12 protein-coding genes are annotated in these 14,542 nt (G+C 68.2%); 7 read left to right on the top strand and 5 right to left on the bottom strand.

Annotated features, from left to right (window positions below):
* Positions 1-94 precede the first annotated feature (94 nt).
* From ACQY68_RS04140 to ACQY68_RS04120, 5 genes are all read left to right on the top strand, one after another.
* Positions 95-1,894: a long-chain-acyl-CoA synthetase gene (locus ACQY68_RS04140; protein ID WP_428151791.1), complete on the top strand. Its 1,800-nt coding sequence runs from the start codon at positions 95-97 to the stop codon at positions 1,892-1,894.
* Between the two features lie 190 nt (positions 1,895-2,084).
* Positions 2,085-2,954 (top strand): flagellar motor stator protein MotA, encoded by an 870-nt coding sequence (motA, locus tag ACQY68_RS04135; RefSeq protein WP_428151790.1) that lies wholly within the window; start codon positions 2,085-2,087, stop codon positions 2,952-2,954.
* A gap of 166 nt (positions 2,955-3,120) precedes the next feature.
* Entirely contained in the window at positions 3,121-3,405 is a 285-nt protein-coding gene (locus ACQY68_RS04130; protein ID WP_428151789.1) for a hypothetical protein, read from the top strand.
* A gap of 115 nt (positions 3,406-3,520) precedes the next feature.
* Positions 3,521-5,341 (top strand): tRNA (5-methylaminomethyl-2-thiouridine)(34)-methyltransferase MnmD, encoded by a 1,821-nt coding sequence (gene mnmD, locus ACQY68_RS04125; RefSeq protein ID WP_428151788.1) that lies wholly within the window; start codon positions 3,521-3,523, stop codon positions 5,339-5,341.
* 21 nt (positions 5,342-5,362) lie between these two features.
* Positions 5,363-5,773: a hypothetical protein gene (locus ACQY68_RS04120; RefSeq protein ID WP_428151787.1), complete on the top strand. Its 411-nt coding sequence runs from the start codon at positions 5,363-5,365 to the stop codon at positions 5,771-5,773.
* Between the two features lie 3 nt (positions 5,774-5,776).
* Here ACQY68_RS04120 and scpA read toward each other — a convergent pair whose 3' ends face one another.
* From scpA to ACQY68_RS04100, 4 genes are all read right to left on the bottom strand, one after another.
* Positions 5,777-7,921, bottom strand: a complete 2,145-nt coding sequence (gene scpA / locus ACQY68_RS04115) for a methylmalonyl-CoA mutase (protein ID WP_428151786.1) — start codon at positions 7,919-7,921, stop codon at positions 5,777-5,779.
* The gene (locus ACQY68_RS04110; protein WP_428151785.1) at positions 7,918-9,306 is read right to left on the bottom strand and encodes a methylmalonyl-CoA mutase family protein; all 1,389 of its coding nucleotides are present in this window, start codon (positions 9,304-9,306) and stop codon (positions 7,918-7,920) included. The genes scpA and ACQY68_RS04110 overlap by 4 nt, the downstream gene beginning before the upstream one ends.
* An 84-nt stretch (positions 9,307-9,390) precedes the next feature.
* Entirely contained in the window at positions 9,391-10,701 is a 1,311-nt protein-coding gene (locus ACQY68_RS04105) for an MFS transporter (protein WP_428151784.1), read from the bottom strand.
* Positions 10,702-10,780: 79 nt separating this feature from the next.
* Positions 10,781-11,608 (bottom strand): 2-keto-4-pentenoate hydratase, encoded by an 828-nt coding sequence (locus ACQY68_RS04100; protein ID WP_428151783.1) that lies wholly within the window; start codon positions 11,606-11,608, stop codon positions 10,781-10,783.
* Between the two features lie 211 nt (positions 11,609-11,819).
* On the opposite strand from ACQY68_RS04100, the gene ACQY68_RS04095 reads away from it, so the two are divergent.
* Positions 11,820-12,878 carry a LacI family DNA-binding transcriptional regulator gene (locus ACQY68_RS04095; protein WP_428151782.1) on the top strand — a complete coding sequence of 353 codons (1,059 nt, stop codon included), beginning with the start codon at positions 11,820-11,822 and terminating at the stop codon, positions 12,876-12,878.
* 48 nt (positions 12,879-12,926) lie between these two features.
* On the opposite strand, the gene ACQY68_RS04090 is transcribed toward ACQY68_RS04095, so the two are convergent.
* The gene (locus tag ACQY68_RS04090) at positions 12,927-13,586 is read right to left on the bottom strand and encodes an RpiB/LacA/LacB family sugar-phosphate isomerase (RefSeq protein ID WP_428151781.1); all 660 of its coding nucleotides are present in this window, start codon (positions 13,584-13,586) and stop codon (positions 12,927-12,929) included.
* A gap of 120 nt (positions 13,587-13,706) precedes the next feature.
* Between ACQY68_RS04090 and kduI the strand changes: the two genes are divergently transcribed.
* Positions 13,707-14,540: a 5-dehydro-4-deoxy-D-glucuronate isomerase gene (gene kduI / locus ACQY68_RS04085; RefSeq protein ID WP_428151780.1), complete on the top strand. Its 834-nt coding sequence runs from the start codon at positions 13,707-13,709 to the stop codon at positions 14,538-14,540.
* Positions 14,541-14,542: the final 2 nt, after the last annotated feature.

Here is a 14,542-nt window from a genome sequence, read left to right as displayed (position 1 = left end):
ACCACCGTTACGGATTCGCCTGCCGGTTGACCCCGTCCCGCCGGTTGTTCATCACCAAGTCTGACTTACGCCTGCATACGGAGCGACTGCGACCATGGGTTTGGCGGCCAACATCCGACGCGATCTCAAGTTCGCGGCCGGTCTGCGTCGGCTGCTCAAGCGCATCAAGCCGATCGCTCTCGATAGCGACGTGCTGATCTGCGACGACTTCGAGGAAGCCGTCGACAAATTCTCCGACAATGTCGCGATCGAGGACGAGCATCGGTCGCTGACCTATCGCGACCTCGACGGAATGGCGAACCGCTACGCCCACTGGGCGCGCAGCCGGAATCTCAGGCGAACCGACGTCATCGGCCTGGTGATGACCAACCGCGCCGAATACATCGCCGCCTGGATGGGGTTCTCCAAGGCCGGGATCGCCACGGCCCTGATCAATACCAACCTGACCGGCCAGGCCCTGGCCCATTGCCTCAACATCGCCGGCGTCGCCGTGGTCGTGGCCGACGAGGAGACCTGGCGGAAGTGCGAGGAGGCCCGGCCCTTCGTCTCCCGCACCATGATGCTGTGGGTTCTGGGCCTGAAGGATGCCGACGAGGTGTCCGAGCGGCGCGGCCTGGACAATGCGGTGCGCAGCGGCTCGTCGGTGCGGCCGAACCGCAGCATTCGCGACGGCATCACCAACCGCGACACAGCCCTCTATATCTACACCTCGGGCACGACCGGCCTGCCCAAGGCGGCGCGCATCCATCACGCCCGGGCGCGGACCTACATGCGAGCCTTCGCCGGCTGTACCGAGTCGACGCCGACGGACCGGATCTTCAACGTCCTGCCTCTGTACCACTCGACCGGCGGTCTCGTGGGCGTTGGTCCGGCCCTGCTCAACGGCGGCCGGCTGATCCTGCGCCGGAAATTCTCGGCCTCGAGCTTCTGGCGGGACGTGAACACGTCCGGGGCGACCATGTTCGTCTATATCGGCGAGCTGTGCCGCTATCTGGTCAACTGCCCGCCCCAGGACGGCGAGCGAGGGCACAAGATCCGTCTGGCCTACGGCAACGGCCTGCGTCCCGACGTCTGGCCGGACTTCCAGTCCCGCTTCGCCATCCCCCAGATCCTGGAGTTCTACGGATCGACCGAGGGCAACGTCTCGCTGTTCAACTTCGACGGAAAACAGGGCGCCATCGGCCGGGTGCCGAAATTCCTCAAGAAGCAGATCAATATCCGCTTGGCCGCCTTCGACGTCGACACCGAGGAGCCGATCCGCAGCGCGAACGGTTTCGTCAGCGAGGCGTCGGTCGGGGAGATCGGCGAGGCCATCGGCAAGATCAGCGACGACATTCGCCACGACTTCTCCGGCTATGCCGACAAGGCCGCCTCCGAGAAGAAAATCCTGACCGACGTCTTCGTGCGCGGCGATCGCTGGTTCCGCACCGGCGACCTGATGCGGCAGGATTCCGAGGGCTATTTCTATTTCGTCGACAGGATCGGCGACACCTTCCGCTGGAAGGGCGAGAACGTCTCGACCGCCGAGGTCGAACAGCGACTGGCCGACGCGCCGGGCGTCAAGGAAGTCATCGCCTACGGCGTCCCGGTTCCGGGCGCCGAGGGCAAGGCGGGCATGGTCACCCTGGTGGTCGAGGGTCGGTTCTCGGCCAAGGACTTCGCCGCTTGGGCCGACGAACAGCTGCCGCACTACGCCCGGCCGGTGTTCGTCCGGCTGGCCAAGACGCTGGAGACCACCGGCACCTTCAAATACCGCAAGGTGGATCTGGTCGCCGATGGCTTCAATCCGGAGAAGATCGACGGACAGGTCTACGTGCGGGGCGGCAAGTCCGGCTACACCAGGCTGACCGGCGAAGGGTTCGCCGCGATCCAGAGCGGCCATAACAGGCTGTAGCCTGATCCGGAAAAGTGTTTCGCGGTTTTCCGGTCGGATCAGGCTCCAAGTCTAAACGAGGACCTTGATTCACGGCATCAGCGGGATCGCAGCGCGATCCCTCCTCAGCCGATCAAGGTCCGGATCGCAAGCAGCGGTTAATCATTAACAGCGATATTCGGCCCCTCTCTCGGGGACGTCGGACGCCTTCATGTTTCAGATTATCGGCCTGGTGCTGCTGTTCGGCCTCGTGTTCGGCAGCTACGCGATCTCGGGCGGCAAGTTCGACGTCATCACCCATGCGGCGCCGCACGAGCTGATGGCCATCGGTGGCGCGGGTTTCGCCGCCTTCCTGATTTCCAACAGCGTGCCGGTGCTGAAGTCCTCACTGGCGGGTTTCGGCAAGGCTTTCGCGGGCCCGAAGTGGAAGAAGCAGGACTACAAGGACCTGCTCAGCCTGCTGTTCGCCCTGACCAAGACGATGAAGTCCAAGGGCGTCATCGCCCTGGAAAGCCACATCGAGAAGCCGGGCGAGTCCACGATCTTCCAGAAATATCCGAAGGTCATGAAGGACCATTTCGCCACCGACTTCATCTGCGACACCCTGCGGATGATGACGATGAACCTCGAGGATCCTCACCAGATCGAGGACGCGATGGAAAAGCAGCTCGAGAAACACCACCACGAGGCCGCCGCCGCGCCGCACGCGATCCAGAACCTGGCCGACGCCCTGCCGGCCCTGGGCATCGTCGCGGCCGTGCTGGGCGTGATCAAGACCATGGGCTCGATCACCGAGCCGCCGGAAATCCTCGGCGGCATGATCGGCGGCGCCCTGGTCGGCACCTTCATGGGCGTGTTCATGGCCTATGGCATCGTCGGCCCCCTGGCCGCGCGCCTGCAGGCGATCGTCGACGAGGAAGCGGCCTTCTACAAAATCATCCAGTCGGTGCTGGTCGCTCACCTTCACGGCAACGCGGCACAGATCTCGGTCGAGATCGGCCGGGGCGACATTCCCTCGTCCGCCCAGCCGTCGTTCGCCGAAATGGAAGAGCATCTCTCGGCGAATCCGGCAGAGGCCTGACGTCGTTTCCGACCCTCCGCCGCTCGCTCGAACGGCGTGAAAGCCCGCGACCACGAACGATCACGAACGCGTGAGATTTAACTTGCGAATCCGCTCACGATCCCGTTATCTCCGGGATGGAGGGGTCTGATGGCCCCTCCTAAAAAACCCCTAGGAGGATAACCCCATGCGCATCGTTGCCCTGATTGCCGCTTCGGCCGCCGCTCTGGCCCTGACCGCCTGCCAACCCGCCGCCGAAGACAAGGCCGCTGACGCCTCGGCTGACGCCGCTGCCGCCGCCGACACCGCCACGGACGCTGCTGCGACCGCCGACGCTGCCGCCACGGACGCTGCCGCCGCCGCTGGTGAAGCCGCTGCCGCCGCCGCTCCGGCTGCCGACGGCGCCATGGCTCCGGCCCCGGCTGCTGAAGGCGCCATGGCCCCGGCCGCCGAGAAGCCTGCTGCCCACTAAGACCTCACGGTCTCAGTATTCGGACGGAGTTCGCTTCGTCTGACGGAAAGGGATCGCCTCCGGGCGGTCCCTTTTTTCGTGCCCGCGACAGGCCGGGCCGCCTATAGACCCGGCGATGACCGATACGGATGACCGCGACCCGCAGCTGGTCTGGACCGAGGCCGGAGAGCCCAGGTCGGGCCGGTACGGCGACGTCTATTTCTCCGCCGAGGACGGGCTGGCCGAAACGCGGGCCGTGTTCCTCGCCGGGTGCGACCTGCCGGACGCCTGGGCGGGTCGGCGCGATTTCACGGTCGCCGAGCTCGGCTTCGGCAGCGGGCTGAACATCGCCGCCCTGCTCGATCTGTGGCGACAGCGCCGGCCCGAAGGCGGGCGGCTGCACATCTTCTCCGTCGAGGGCTATCCGCTGACGCGCGACGAGGCCCGCCGCGCCCTGACGGCCTGGCCAGACATCGCCGAAGCAGCCGCGGCCCTGGTCGACCGCTGGCCCGCCACGACGCCGGGCTTTCACCGCATCGATCTGCCGGAGTATCACGCCGTGCTCGATCTGGCGGTCGGCGAGGCAGAATGGGCGCTGGGCCAGTGGACGGGCCAGGCCGACGCCTGGTTCCTCGACGGGTTCGCGCCGTCCGTGAACCCGGACATGTGGTCGGAAGCCGTCTTCGACCACATCGCCGCGAAGTCGGCGCCCGATGCCCGCGTGGCGACCTTCACCGTCGCGGGAGTGGTTCGTCGTGGACTGGGCGAGCGCGGCTTCGCGGTCGAGAAACGCCCCGGACACGGCCGCAAGCGCGAGCGGCTCGAAGCGCGCCGGACCGGCGATCCCGTCCCCGGCCTCCCTCCGCGCCCGGTGATCGTGATCGGTGCGGGCATCGCCGGCGCCGCCACGGCACGCGCCCTGGCGGCTTCGGGACTGAGGCCGGTCGTGGTCGAGGCGGCCGGCGCCGGCGCCGGCGCATCCGGCTTCCCCGCCGCCCTGGTGACCCCGCGCTTCGACCTCGGCGACGAGCCGGTGGCCACCCTGTTCGCCCAGGCGCTGGAGCGGGCCGACGCCCTCTACAGCCCGTTGGCCGATGCGGTCATCGCGCGCGGCGTTCTGCAACTCGCGGGCGCCGAGCGGGATGCGCGGCGGTTCGGGCGCATCGCCGCCCAGCCCATCTGGGCCGACGGCGCGATCATGCCGGCAGACGGCGCCGAAGCTTCAGGCATCGCCGGGGAACCGGTCGAGGGGCCGGGCCTGTCCATGGCCGCCGCCTTCGTCGTTGCGCCGCAGGCGATCCTGTCGGCCTGGCTGGACCCCGACGCCGTGCGCCCCGGCGCGGCGGCGCGTGTCGAACCCTGTGCAGAGGGATGGCGCGTCCTCGATGCGACCGGCGCCGTACTGGCCGAGGCGGGGTCTGTCGTGTTCTGCGCCGGAGCGGGAAACGCCGCCCTGGCGCCGGGCCTGTCCTTGTCGCCGGTGCGCGGACAGGCCGAATGGGTGACCGCTGGCGCGGCGCCGAACGCCATGGCCTGGGGCGGCTATGTCGCGCCGACCGGGACGGGTTTCCTGTTCGGGGCGACCCACGACCGGGGCGATACCGGGACGGAAGTCCGGATGGTCGATACGGAGCGGAACCGCGCCGCCCTGGCCGCTCGGCTGCCGCATCTCGCCGCCGGCGTAAGCCCATCAGCCGTCCGCTCGCGCGCCGCGACCCGGGCGACCACCCGTGACCGCCTGCCGGTCGCCGGTCCCCTGCCCGGCCAGCCGGGCCTGTTCGTCCTCGGCGGGCTGGGCTCTCGCGGCTTCTGCCTCGCGCCCTTGCTGGGCGAGCATGTCGCCGCCCTGCTCGCGGGACAGCCCTCCCCCCTGCCGTCCGCCATCGCCGAAAGGATCACGCCCTCGCGAGCGACCCTTGCGCCCGACGCAAGGCAGGAGGACGGTCGCGGCGTCTAGTTCGAAAGAGGAGACGCCATCATGCGCCGATCGATCGCCGTTCTGATCGCCCTGTCCGCCGTCGGTGCCTGCGCGCCCACCGAGGGTTCCACGCCGGAAGCGCAGATCGCCACCCGCGACGGCGGCCCGCGTCAGTGTTTCGAGCCGGGGCGGGTGATCAACTTCCGTGAGGGCGATGCCCGGCAGGTCTATCTGCGGGTCCTCGGCGGCGGGGTGTTCGAGGTCGCCTCAACCGGTTGCCTCGATCAGGGCTCCACCAACGCGATGGCCATAAGCTCGACCATCGGCATCAACGACCGCCTGTGTGTCGGCGACAGCGCGCGCATCACGGTCCTGAGCCCCAGCACCGCCATGAGCCCCTGCGCGGCCCGGGTCGTGCGATCCCTGACCGAGGCGGAGATCGAGGCCCTGCCCGGTCGTCAGCGGCCCTGAAGCTCAGCCTTTCTGGGCGTAGCCGAGGCGCTGGTTGAGCTTCTCGATCAGGTCGATGGCCGTATCGGCGATGACCGAGCCGGGCGGGTAGACGGCGGCCGCGCCCATGTCGATCAGGGTCTGGACGTCGCCCGGCGGGATGACGCCGCCGACGGTGATCATGATGTCCGGGCGGCCCAGCTTCTCCAGCTCGGCCTTCAACGCCGGGACGAGCGTCAGGTGTCCCGCTGCAAGCGATGAGGCCCCCACGACGTGGACGTTGTTGGCGACGGCGTCGCGCGCGGCCTCCTCCGGCGTCTGGAACAGGGGACCGGCGACCGCATCGAGGCCGAGGTCGCCATAGGCGGTGGCGACGACCTTCTGGCCCCGGTCATGCCCGTCCTGACCGAGCTTGGCGATCAGGATGCGCGGCGGGCCGCCGTCGTTCTCGACGAAGGCGGCGACCATGTCGCGTGCGCGGGAGATCTTGGGGTCCTTGCCGGCCTCGCGGGCGTAGACGCCCGACACGGTCTTCACCGTGGCGACGTGGCGGCCGAAAGCGGCTTCCAGAGCGTCGGACATCTCGCCGACCGTGGCGTGGGCGCGACCGGCGCGGACGCAGAGTTCGAGCAGGTTCTCCGAACCCTTCGCGCCCTCGGTCAGGGCCGTCAGCGCAGCCTGGCATTTCGCCTCGTCTCGCTCGGCGCGCAGGCGTTTCAGCTTATCGATCTGCGCCGCCAGCACGGCCGCGTTGTCGACCTTGAGCACCGGGATGTCGTCGGGCGTATCGTTCAGATAGCGGTTCACGCCGACGACGGTCTGCTGGCCCGTGTCGATCCGGGCCTGGGTCTTCGCGGCCGCTTCCTCGATGCGCAGCTTGGGCAGGCCGGCCTCGATGGCCGCGGCCATGCCGCCCAGTTCGCGGACCTCGGCCATGTGGGCGCGGGCCCGCTCCGCGAGTTCGTGGGTCAGGCGTTCGACGAAGAAGCTGCCACCCCACGGGTCGATGACCTTGGTCAGGCCCGTCTCAAGCTGGAGCAGAAGCTGGGTGTTCCGCGCGATCCGGGCCGAGAAGTCCGTCGGCAGGGCCAGGGCCTCGTCGAGCGAATTGGTGTGCAGCGACTGGGTCTGGCCGCCGGCCGCGGCCATGGCCTCGACCATGGTGCGGGGCACGTTGTTGAACACGTCCTGGGCCGCCAGCGACCAGCCGGAGGTCTGGCAGTGGGCGCGGAGCGAGAGGCTGCGTTGGTCCTTGGGTGAGAACTCGGCCTGCACCGCCTCGGCCCACAGCAGGCGGCCGGCGCGGAGCTTCGCCACCTCCATGAAATAGTCCATGCCGATGGCCCAGAAGAAGCTCAGGCGCGGCGCGAACCGGTCGACGTCCATGCCCGCCGCGACGCCCGCGCGGATGTATTCCAGCCCGTCCGACAGGGTGTAGGCCAGTTCCAGGTCGGCGGAGGCGCCCGCCTCCTGCATGTGATAGCCGCTGATCGAGATCGAGTTGAACTTCGGCGTCTCCTGCGCCGTCCAGGCGAAGATGTCGGCGATGATCCGCATCGAGGGCCCGGGCGGGTAGATGTAGGTGTTCCGGACCATGAACTCCTTGAGGATGTCGTTCTGGATGGTCCCGGTCAGGGCCTTGTGCTCGACGCCCTGCTCCTCGGCCGCCACGACATAGAGGGCCAGGATCGGCAGGACGGCGCCGTTCATGGTCATCGACACCGACATCTGGTCGAGCGGAATGCCGTCGAACAGGGTGCGCATGTCGAGGATGGAGTCGATGGCCACGCCCGCCATTCCAACGTCGCCGGCGACGCGCAGGTGGTCCGAGTCGTAGCCCCGGTGGGTAGCGAGGTCGAAGGCGATCGACAGCCCCTTCTGACCGGCCGCGAGGTTGCGGCGATAGAAGGCGTTGGAGGCCTCGGCGGTGGAGAATCCGGCGTACTGGCGCACGGTCCAGGGGTTGGACGCGTACATGGTCGGATAGGGACCGCGCACGAAGGGCGCGAAGCCGGGCAGGCCGTCGGTGAAGGTCAGGTCGGCGATGGCCGTCGCGTGGTAGGTCGGCGCGATGTCGATGCCTTCGGGCGTGCGGACCGGCGCGCGGTCGAGGGCGCCGTCGAGGGGCGACAGGTCGAGGACGGTCCTGGTGAAATCGGGTGTGGTCATGCCGCAGCTCCCTCGAAGGCTTCGGCCCAGCGCAACGGCGGCAGGGGCGGACAGCGGTCGCCGCCGGTGCTCGGCGTGGCGGACGTCGAGGGTTCGACCGAGACGGGGCGGACGTCGGCGTCGACAAACTTGGTGACACCGATCATCTGGCCGCCGCCTTCGGACAGGGCGGCCTTGCCGGCGGCGCGGGAGGCGGCGATGCGCTGCTGGAGAGCGCCGCCGCGCAGGGAGGCGACGATTCCGCCCTCGCGCTCGATGCGCTGGAACTCGGCCCAGCCAGCCTCGGCCAGGTCGCGGGTGCGGTGGTCGAGGAACCAGGAGCCGGCGGCTGGATCGGCGACGCGGCCGATATGCGCCTCCTCCATCAGGATCAGCTGGGTGTTGCGGGCCTGGCGGCGGGCGAAGGCGTCCGGACGGCCCGAGGCGCGGCTGAAGCCGTCCAGAACCACGGCGTCGGCGCCGCCGACCGCCCCCGCGAATCCGGCGGCGGTCAGACGCAAAAGGTTGGGCCAGGGGTCCACAGCCGCCAACATGCGGCGTGAGGAGCGGGCCTCGATCCGGGCGGGTGTTTCATGGCCGAAGGCCCGGGATATGGAGCGCCAGATCAGGCGCAGGGCGCGGACCTTGGCCAGGCTGTCGAAATATTCGGCGTCGACGCTGACGCCGAGGACCGTGCCGGACAGGGCGCGGTCGAGGGGGAGGTCGGCGTCGACGGCGGCCTTGAGGTAGGCCGTGGCGGCAGCGGCGGCGAAGCCGAGTTCCTGACCCGAGGAGGCGCCGGCCTCGTGAGCGGCGCGGCCCGTGGCGAGCAAGAAGCTGGCTTCCGGATAGGCGCCGGCGTGGCGGGCGGCGGTGTTGGCGGCGAGGCTGATGTGCTCCTCGATGGTGCGGGGTGAGCCGCCGGTCGCGGCGAAGGCCGTCAGCGGATCCATGTGGAACATCAGCTTCGCGCGTGGCGAACCCTTGGCGACCACGGCCAAGGCGTTGGCGGCATCGGGGCCGGAGAGACCCGCGTCGAGGCCGACGGGGGCCAGTTCCAGCGCCACGCCGTTCAGGGCCCGGCCGAGGGGTTCGGAATCGGCCAGCACCGAGCCCGACAGAAGGACCGAGGCGGCGCCGCCTTCGAGGTCGGCGAGGACGGCGGCGTTGACGGCGTCGGGATCGTCGCCCTCGACCTGGGTGCGCAGGTCCCACGGGCGGCCGTCGGCGTCGGTGGTGCGGGGGGCGAAGACGGCGTCGGTGGCGTTGGCCCGGCCGTACAGGGGACGGGTGGTCAGGTGGTCGGCGTCGAGATGGACCAGCCCCTCGACCGGCCTGCCCTTCAGAGCCTTCTCGGCCTCGGCGCGCCAGTCGGCGGGCGACGGGATCGGGAAGGCGTTGGGCATGAGGACTCCGGAGCGAGGACGAGAGCCGCTTCTATTGCGACTCCCGCCCCCTGACGTCCAGAGGGACGCCCCATCCGGAGAGGATCAGACCTTGGCCGGCTCGTAGCGCGGCGACAGGATGTGGATGACCAGCAGGGCCACCAGATAGGCCGAGGCCGCGACCACGAAGATCGGGGTGTAACTGCCGATCTTGTCGAGCACGTAGCCGGCGTACTTGGCCATGGCCATGCCGCCGAAGCCGCCGATCATGCCGCCGATGCCCACGACCGAACCCACCGCCGAGCGCGGGAAGACGTCGCCGGGCATGGCGTAGAGGTTGGCCGAGAAGCCCTGGTGCGCCGCCGTGGCGACGCCGATGACCAGAACCGCCAGCCACATGTTGTCGATGTTGCCCGCGAACGCGACCGGCGTGACCGCGAGGGCGCAGATCAGCATGGTCAGCTTGCGGGCTGCGCCGAGGCTCATGCCGCGTTTCAGGAACTGTCCCGACAGCCAGCCTCCGCCGACCGAGCCGACGTCCGACAGCAGATAGATGGCGATCAGCGGCGGGCCGAAGGTCAGCAGGTTCAGGTCGTACTGTTTGCCGAGGAAGCCCGGCAGCCAGAACAGGAAGAACCACCAGATCGGGTCGATCAGGAACTTGCCGAGCGCATAGGCCCAGGTTTCCTTGACCGTCAGCAGCTTCAGCCAGCCGATCTTGTGCACCGGGTCCGGCGCATCCTGGGAGATCCAGTTCAGCTCGGCCGGGGTGACCTTGCTGTGCTCGCCGGGGCGCTTGTAGATCATGAACCAGACGGGAACCCACAGGAACCCGAGCGCGCCCACGATAATCAGGGCCATCCGCCAGTTCGGCTCTTCGGCGGTGCCCAGCCAGACCGAAGCGATCAGCGGAATGATCAGCGGCGTGACGATGGCGCCGATGTTGGTGCCGGCGTTGAACAGACCGACGGCGAAGGCGCGCTCCTTCTTCGGGAACCACTCGGTGACGGCCTTGATGCCGGCCGGGAAGCCGCCGCCCTCGCCGATGCCCAGCGCAACGCGGGCGATGATGGCGGTCTGCAGGCTGCGAATGCCGGCATGGGCAATGAAGGCGATCTGCCAGATGATGAAGGCGATGCCGAAGCCCCAGCGGGCTCCGATCTTGTCCACCAGTCGTCCCCACAACAGGTAGGACACGGCATAGGCCGCCTGGAACCAGAAGATGATGTCGGCGAAGTTGGTTTCGGTCCAGCCGAACTCGGCCATCAGGGTCGGCTTCAGAACGCCCAGCGCCTGACGGTCGACGTAGTTGATGACCATGGCGGCGAACAGCAGCCAGACCACCACCCAGCGATACTTGCCCGCCGGCGGCTGGATCTGGATCGGTTCGACCTTGGTCGCAGTGGCGTCTGTCATGGACCCCGTCCCTATTGTTTCCGTATCCCGACCCGCCTTGTCACCGCGGGCGCGGGGCGACGGGTTCCGTGATGGTTGATCAAGCTCCGGCCGCGACGACCGTGCAATGGATTTCGCCGACGCCCGAGAAGGCGCAGACGGAGCGGGCGCCGATCGCGACGCTGTGAACACCGGTGACCGCACCCGTGGAGATCAGGGTCCCCTCGGCGACCGGCCGTCCGCGACGGGCCAGATGCTCGATCAGGAAGCGGACCGACTCCAGAATGCCCATGGGGATCGAGGCCGCCGTGGCCGTGCCGATGACCTGGCCATCCACGGTCGTCTGGACCTCGATGCCGTCCAGACGCGCGGCCCAGTCCTCGATCTCGGCGCCCAGAACCAGACCGCCGTTGTTGCCGAAGTCGGAGGCCACCACGGCCGAGCCGAGTTCGTTGATGGTCGGAAGCGGACTGGCGGCCAGTTCGACGCCGATATGCATGGCGGCGACGGCGGCGGTCGCTTCCTCCAGCGTCCAGTCGAGCTTCAACGGATCGACCTTGCCGACGCGGGCGACGAATTCGGCCTCGACCGCAGCGAACCCGCCGGGAATGACGGGCAGCGGCGTCGGCCCGGACGAGGCGATCCAGACGTTGCGGCTGAAGATCGGGCCGGCCAGGCGATGAATCTCGAGGGTCGGCTGCTGCGCCGGCGGCACCATGCCGACCTTCCAGCCGACGATCTCGTCCGGGAACAGGCCGATGGCGGCTTCCTGCGTCGCATAGGCCGTGGCCATGTCGAGCGGGCGCTGGCCCGGATAGTCCGGCAGGGCGGTCTTCGACAGGCGCGCATCGACGAAGCGCGCGGCGATGTCCGACGCGCTGTCACCCGATCCCTGGGCGTCCGGGTCGTGGGCGTTCGCCGTGCTCATGGCGCGACCGCCGAATGATGATGAATGCCCGTCACGCGTCGTCCCGATGTTATTTGCCAGATGCCGATCTTCTCGTCGGTTGGAGGATGATTGAAGGGGAAGGTAACCGGTGTCAACGCTCTTGCCGACATCGGTGTCATCCGGTGGGGCAGGCATGGCGTCGCAGCCTGAGCAGTTGTAAGGCTGAACCGCTCACAGCAAGAGGTCGAGCTTGACCGACGACGACACGACATCCGCCCGCGCGGGGATCAAGCCCGGAAAACGGCCCACGATCAACGACGTGGCCCGCATCGCCGCGGTCTCGAAGAAGACGGTCTCGCGGGTCATCAACCAGTCGCCGTTCGTGCGCGAGGAGACCCGCGTGCGGGTCAATGCGGTCATCGACGAACTCGGCTTCACCCCGGACCTTCAGGCGCGCGGCCTCGCCTTCCGGCGGTCCTTCCTCGTCGGCCTGATCTATGACAATCCCAGCCCCAACTACGTCGTCAACATGCAGCAGGGGGTGCTGGATGCGCTGCGGGGCTCGGGGCTGGAGCTGGTCGTTCACCCCTGCGTCCGCACGTCCGAGACCGTGGTGTCCGACATCCGCACCTTCGTGGAGCGCCAGAAGCTGTTCGGCGTGATCCTGCCGCCGTCGATGTCGGAGGACGAACGGGTCATCCAGGTCCTGCGCGATCTTGACTGCCCCTATGTCCGTATCGCCTCGGTGTCTCTGGACGAGCCGGGATCCATGCTGGTCACGAACGACCATGTCGGCGCGGCGGAGGCGGGACGACACCTCGCCGACCTGGGCCACACCCGGATCGGCTTCATTTCCGGCCCCGAACTGTTCCGCTCCAGCGCGGTGCGCGGCGGCGGCTTCCGCGAGGCCCTGGCCGAAAAAGGACTGACGCTGGACGACCGCTATGTCGCCGTCGGCGCCTATACGTTCGAGTCGGGGGTGGAGGCGGCGAAGACTCTTCTGGCGCTCGACCCGCCGCCGACCGCCATCTTCACCGGCAACGACGAGATGGCGCTGGGCGTGTTCAAGGCGGCCCGCGACATGGGGCTGGAGATACCGCGGGATCTGTCGGTGGTGGGCTACGACGATCTGCCGATGGCCTCGCGGGTCTGGCCGAACCTGACCTCGGTTCGGCTGCCGATCCGCGACATGGGGCGGATGGCGGCCGAGAAGCTGCTGGCGCCGATGCGCGGGATGGACCCGGCCAAATTGAACCAGCCCGAGGTGCGGCCGTCGCTGGTCGTCAGGGATTCGGCGAAAGAACTCTGACACCCAACGTCACCTCCCCATCTGCGATGGGGAGGTGACAGCAGGCGCTTAAGCCGGTTCGGCGACCTTCGCGCCGACGAGGCCCTTGATGTAGTCGCGGATGCCGGCGTCGGTGGCGTTGGCGAAGAAGTAGTCCTGGAACTTCTCGCCGGCGACGGCGGCCTTCAACAGGTCCTGATCGACGTTTTTCAGCACGGTGAGCATGTCGTGGCATGTCACGGCCTTAAGATCCTTCAGGATGCCGCGGTTCGTGGCCATGATCTGGGCGCGCTCCTTGGGATAGCCTAGGCCGCGCTCGCCTTCGAACAGCTTGCGATAGACGTCCTGCAGGTTCAGCTCGGCGGCCCAGCCGAAGCCCTTGGCGTAGGGCATGGCGATGGCGTTGCCGTCGTTGATCTGGCCGAACAGGAAGGCGTCGGTCGGGTCGATGATCAGGCCGCAGAAGACGCCCGGCATGGCGTTGGCGGCCAGCATCGAGCCCGTGCCCGTGCCGCAGCCCGTGACGACAAAGTCGGCCGCGCCCGAGTTGAGCAGGATGCCGGTCAGCAAGCCGTTCATGACGTAGGTCAGCGAGGCCTTATCCTCGGGCGTGTACATGCCGTAGTGGAAGACTTCGTGGCCCAGCGGCACGGCGACGGCGCTCAGGGCGTCGTGGACGACCGAGCTCTTGGCGGCCTGGCTGTTCTCGATGATCAGGGCGATTTTCATGGGCTTCCTCTGGGCAAGACAATGGGGGTTGGCGAGGGCTTTACCCCTTCGTTCGATCATTTGCATCTGGTTTTGACACCGGTTACCAAGCCACTCAAACGCCGGTGGGAGGATCGCCGCATGTATCGCAAGACGTACCACGCCACCCATCCGGGTTCGATGATCGGCGCCTCGAACGACGATCTGCGCGACCGGTATCTGATCACCGACCTGTTCGCCCCGGGTGAGGTGCGGCTGAACTACACCCACTATGAGCGGATGGTCATCGGCGGCGTGGAGCCGGGCTCCGGCGCCGTCAGCCTGCCGAGACAGACCGAACCGGCCTCGGCGGCGGGCAATCCGTATCTGGAGCGCCGCGAGATGGGCGTCATCAACGTCGGCCACGCCGACGGCGTCGTCACCGTCGACGGCCAGAGCTTCACCCTGAAGCCGAAGGACGGGATCTATATCCCGATGGGCTCGGGCGAGGTCGGGTTCGCGGGGGCGACGCGGTTCTATCTGGTTTCTACGCCCGCTCATGCGGTCCACCCGCTGACGCTGATCCCGCAGGGTCAGGCGACGTCGATGGAGCGCGGCGCGCTGGAGACGTCGAACGCGCGGACCATCTATCAGTACATCGTGGCGGGGACCGTGACGTCCTGCCAGCTGGCCCTGGGCCTGACGGTGCTGAAGCCCGGCAGCGTCTGGAACACCATGCCGCCCCACACGCACGACCGGCGCTCGGAGGCCTATTTCTACTTCGATCTCGGCGAGGCCAACCGGGTGTTCCACTCCATGGGCGAGCCCGACAAGCTGCGTCACATCGTGATGGCCGACGGCGAGGCCGTGGTCAGCCCGCCGTGGTCGGTCCACATGGGCGCGGGCACGTCGAACTACGCCTTCATCTGGGCAATGGGCGGCGAGAACATCGACTATACCGACATGGACGTCCTCGACGTCAGCCAACTGAAGTAGGG

It is taken from the genome of Brevundimonas sp., assembly GCF_965278935.1.
Classification (GTDB): Bacteria; Pseudomonadota; Alphaproteobacteria; order Caulobacterales; family Caulobacteraceae; genus Brevundimonas.
The sequence above is the reverse complement of the archived record's forward strand: the minus strand, read 5'-3'. Positions and strand labels throughout refer to the sequence as shown.

Excerpts from the sequence above, each read along its gene's own strand:
- ACQY68_RS04140 (WP_428151791.1), top strand. The coding sequence starts at position 95 with ATGGGTTTGGCGGCCAACATCCGACGCGATCTCAAGTTCGCGGCCGGT.
- motA (WP_428151790.1), top strand. The coding sequence starts at position 2,085 with ATGTTTCAGATTATCGGCCTGGTGCTGCTGTTCGGCCTCGTGTTCGGC.
- ACQY68_RS04130 (WP_428151789.1), top strand. The coding sequence starts at position 3,121 with ATGCGCATCGTTGCCCTGATTGCCGCTTCGGCCGCCGCTCTGGCCCTG.
- mnmD (WP_428151788.1), top strand. The coding sequence starts at position 3,521 with ATGACCGATACGGATGACCGCGACCCGCAGCTGGTCTGGACCGAGGCC.
- ACQY68_RS04120 (WP_428151787.1), top strand. The coding sequence starts at position 5,363 with ATGCGCCGATCGATCGCCGTTCTGATCGCCCTGTCCGCCGTCGGTGCC.
- scpA (WP_428151786.1), bottom strand. The coding sequence starts at position 7,921 with ATGACCACACCCGATTTCACCAGGACCGTCCTCGACCTGTCGCCCCTC.
- ACQY68_RS04110 (WP_428151785.1), bottom strand. The coding sequence starts at position 9,306 with ATGCCCAACGCCTTCCCGATCCCGTCGCCCGCCGACTGGCGCGCCGAG.
- ACQY68_RS04105 (WP_428151784.1), bottom strand. The coding sequence starts at position 10,701 with ATGACAGACGCCACTGCGACCAAGGTCGAACCGATCCAGATCCAGCCG.
- ACQY68_RS04100 (WP_428151783.1), bottom strand. The coding sequence starts at position 11,608 with ATGAGCACGGCGAACGCCCACGACCCGGACGCCCAGGGATCGGGTGAC.
- ACQY68_RS04090 (WP_428151781.1), bottom strand. The coding sequence starts at position 13,586 with ATGAAAATCGCCCTGATCATCGAGAACAGCCAGGCCGCCAAGAGCTCG.
- kduI (WP_428151780.1), top strand. The coding sequence starts at position 13,707 with ATGTATCGCAAGACGTACCACGCCACCCATCCGGGTTCGATGATCGGC.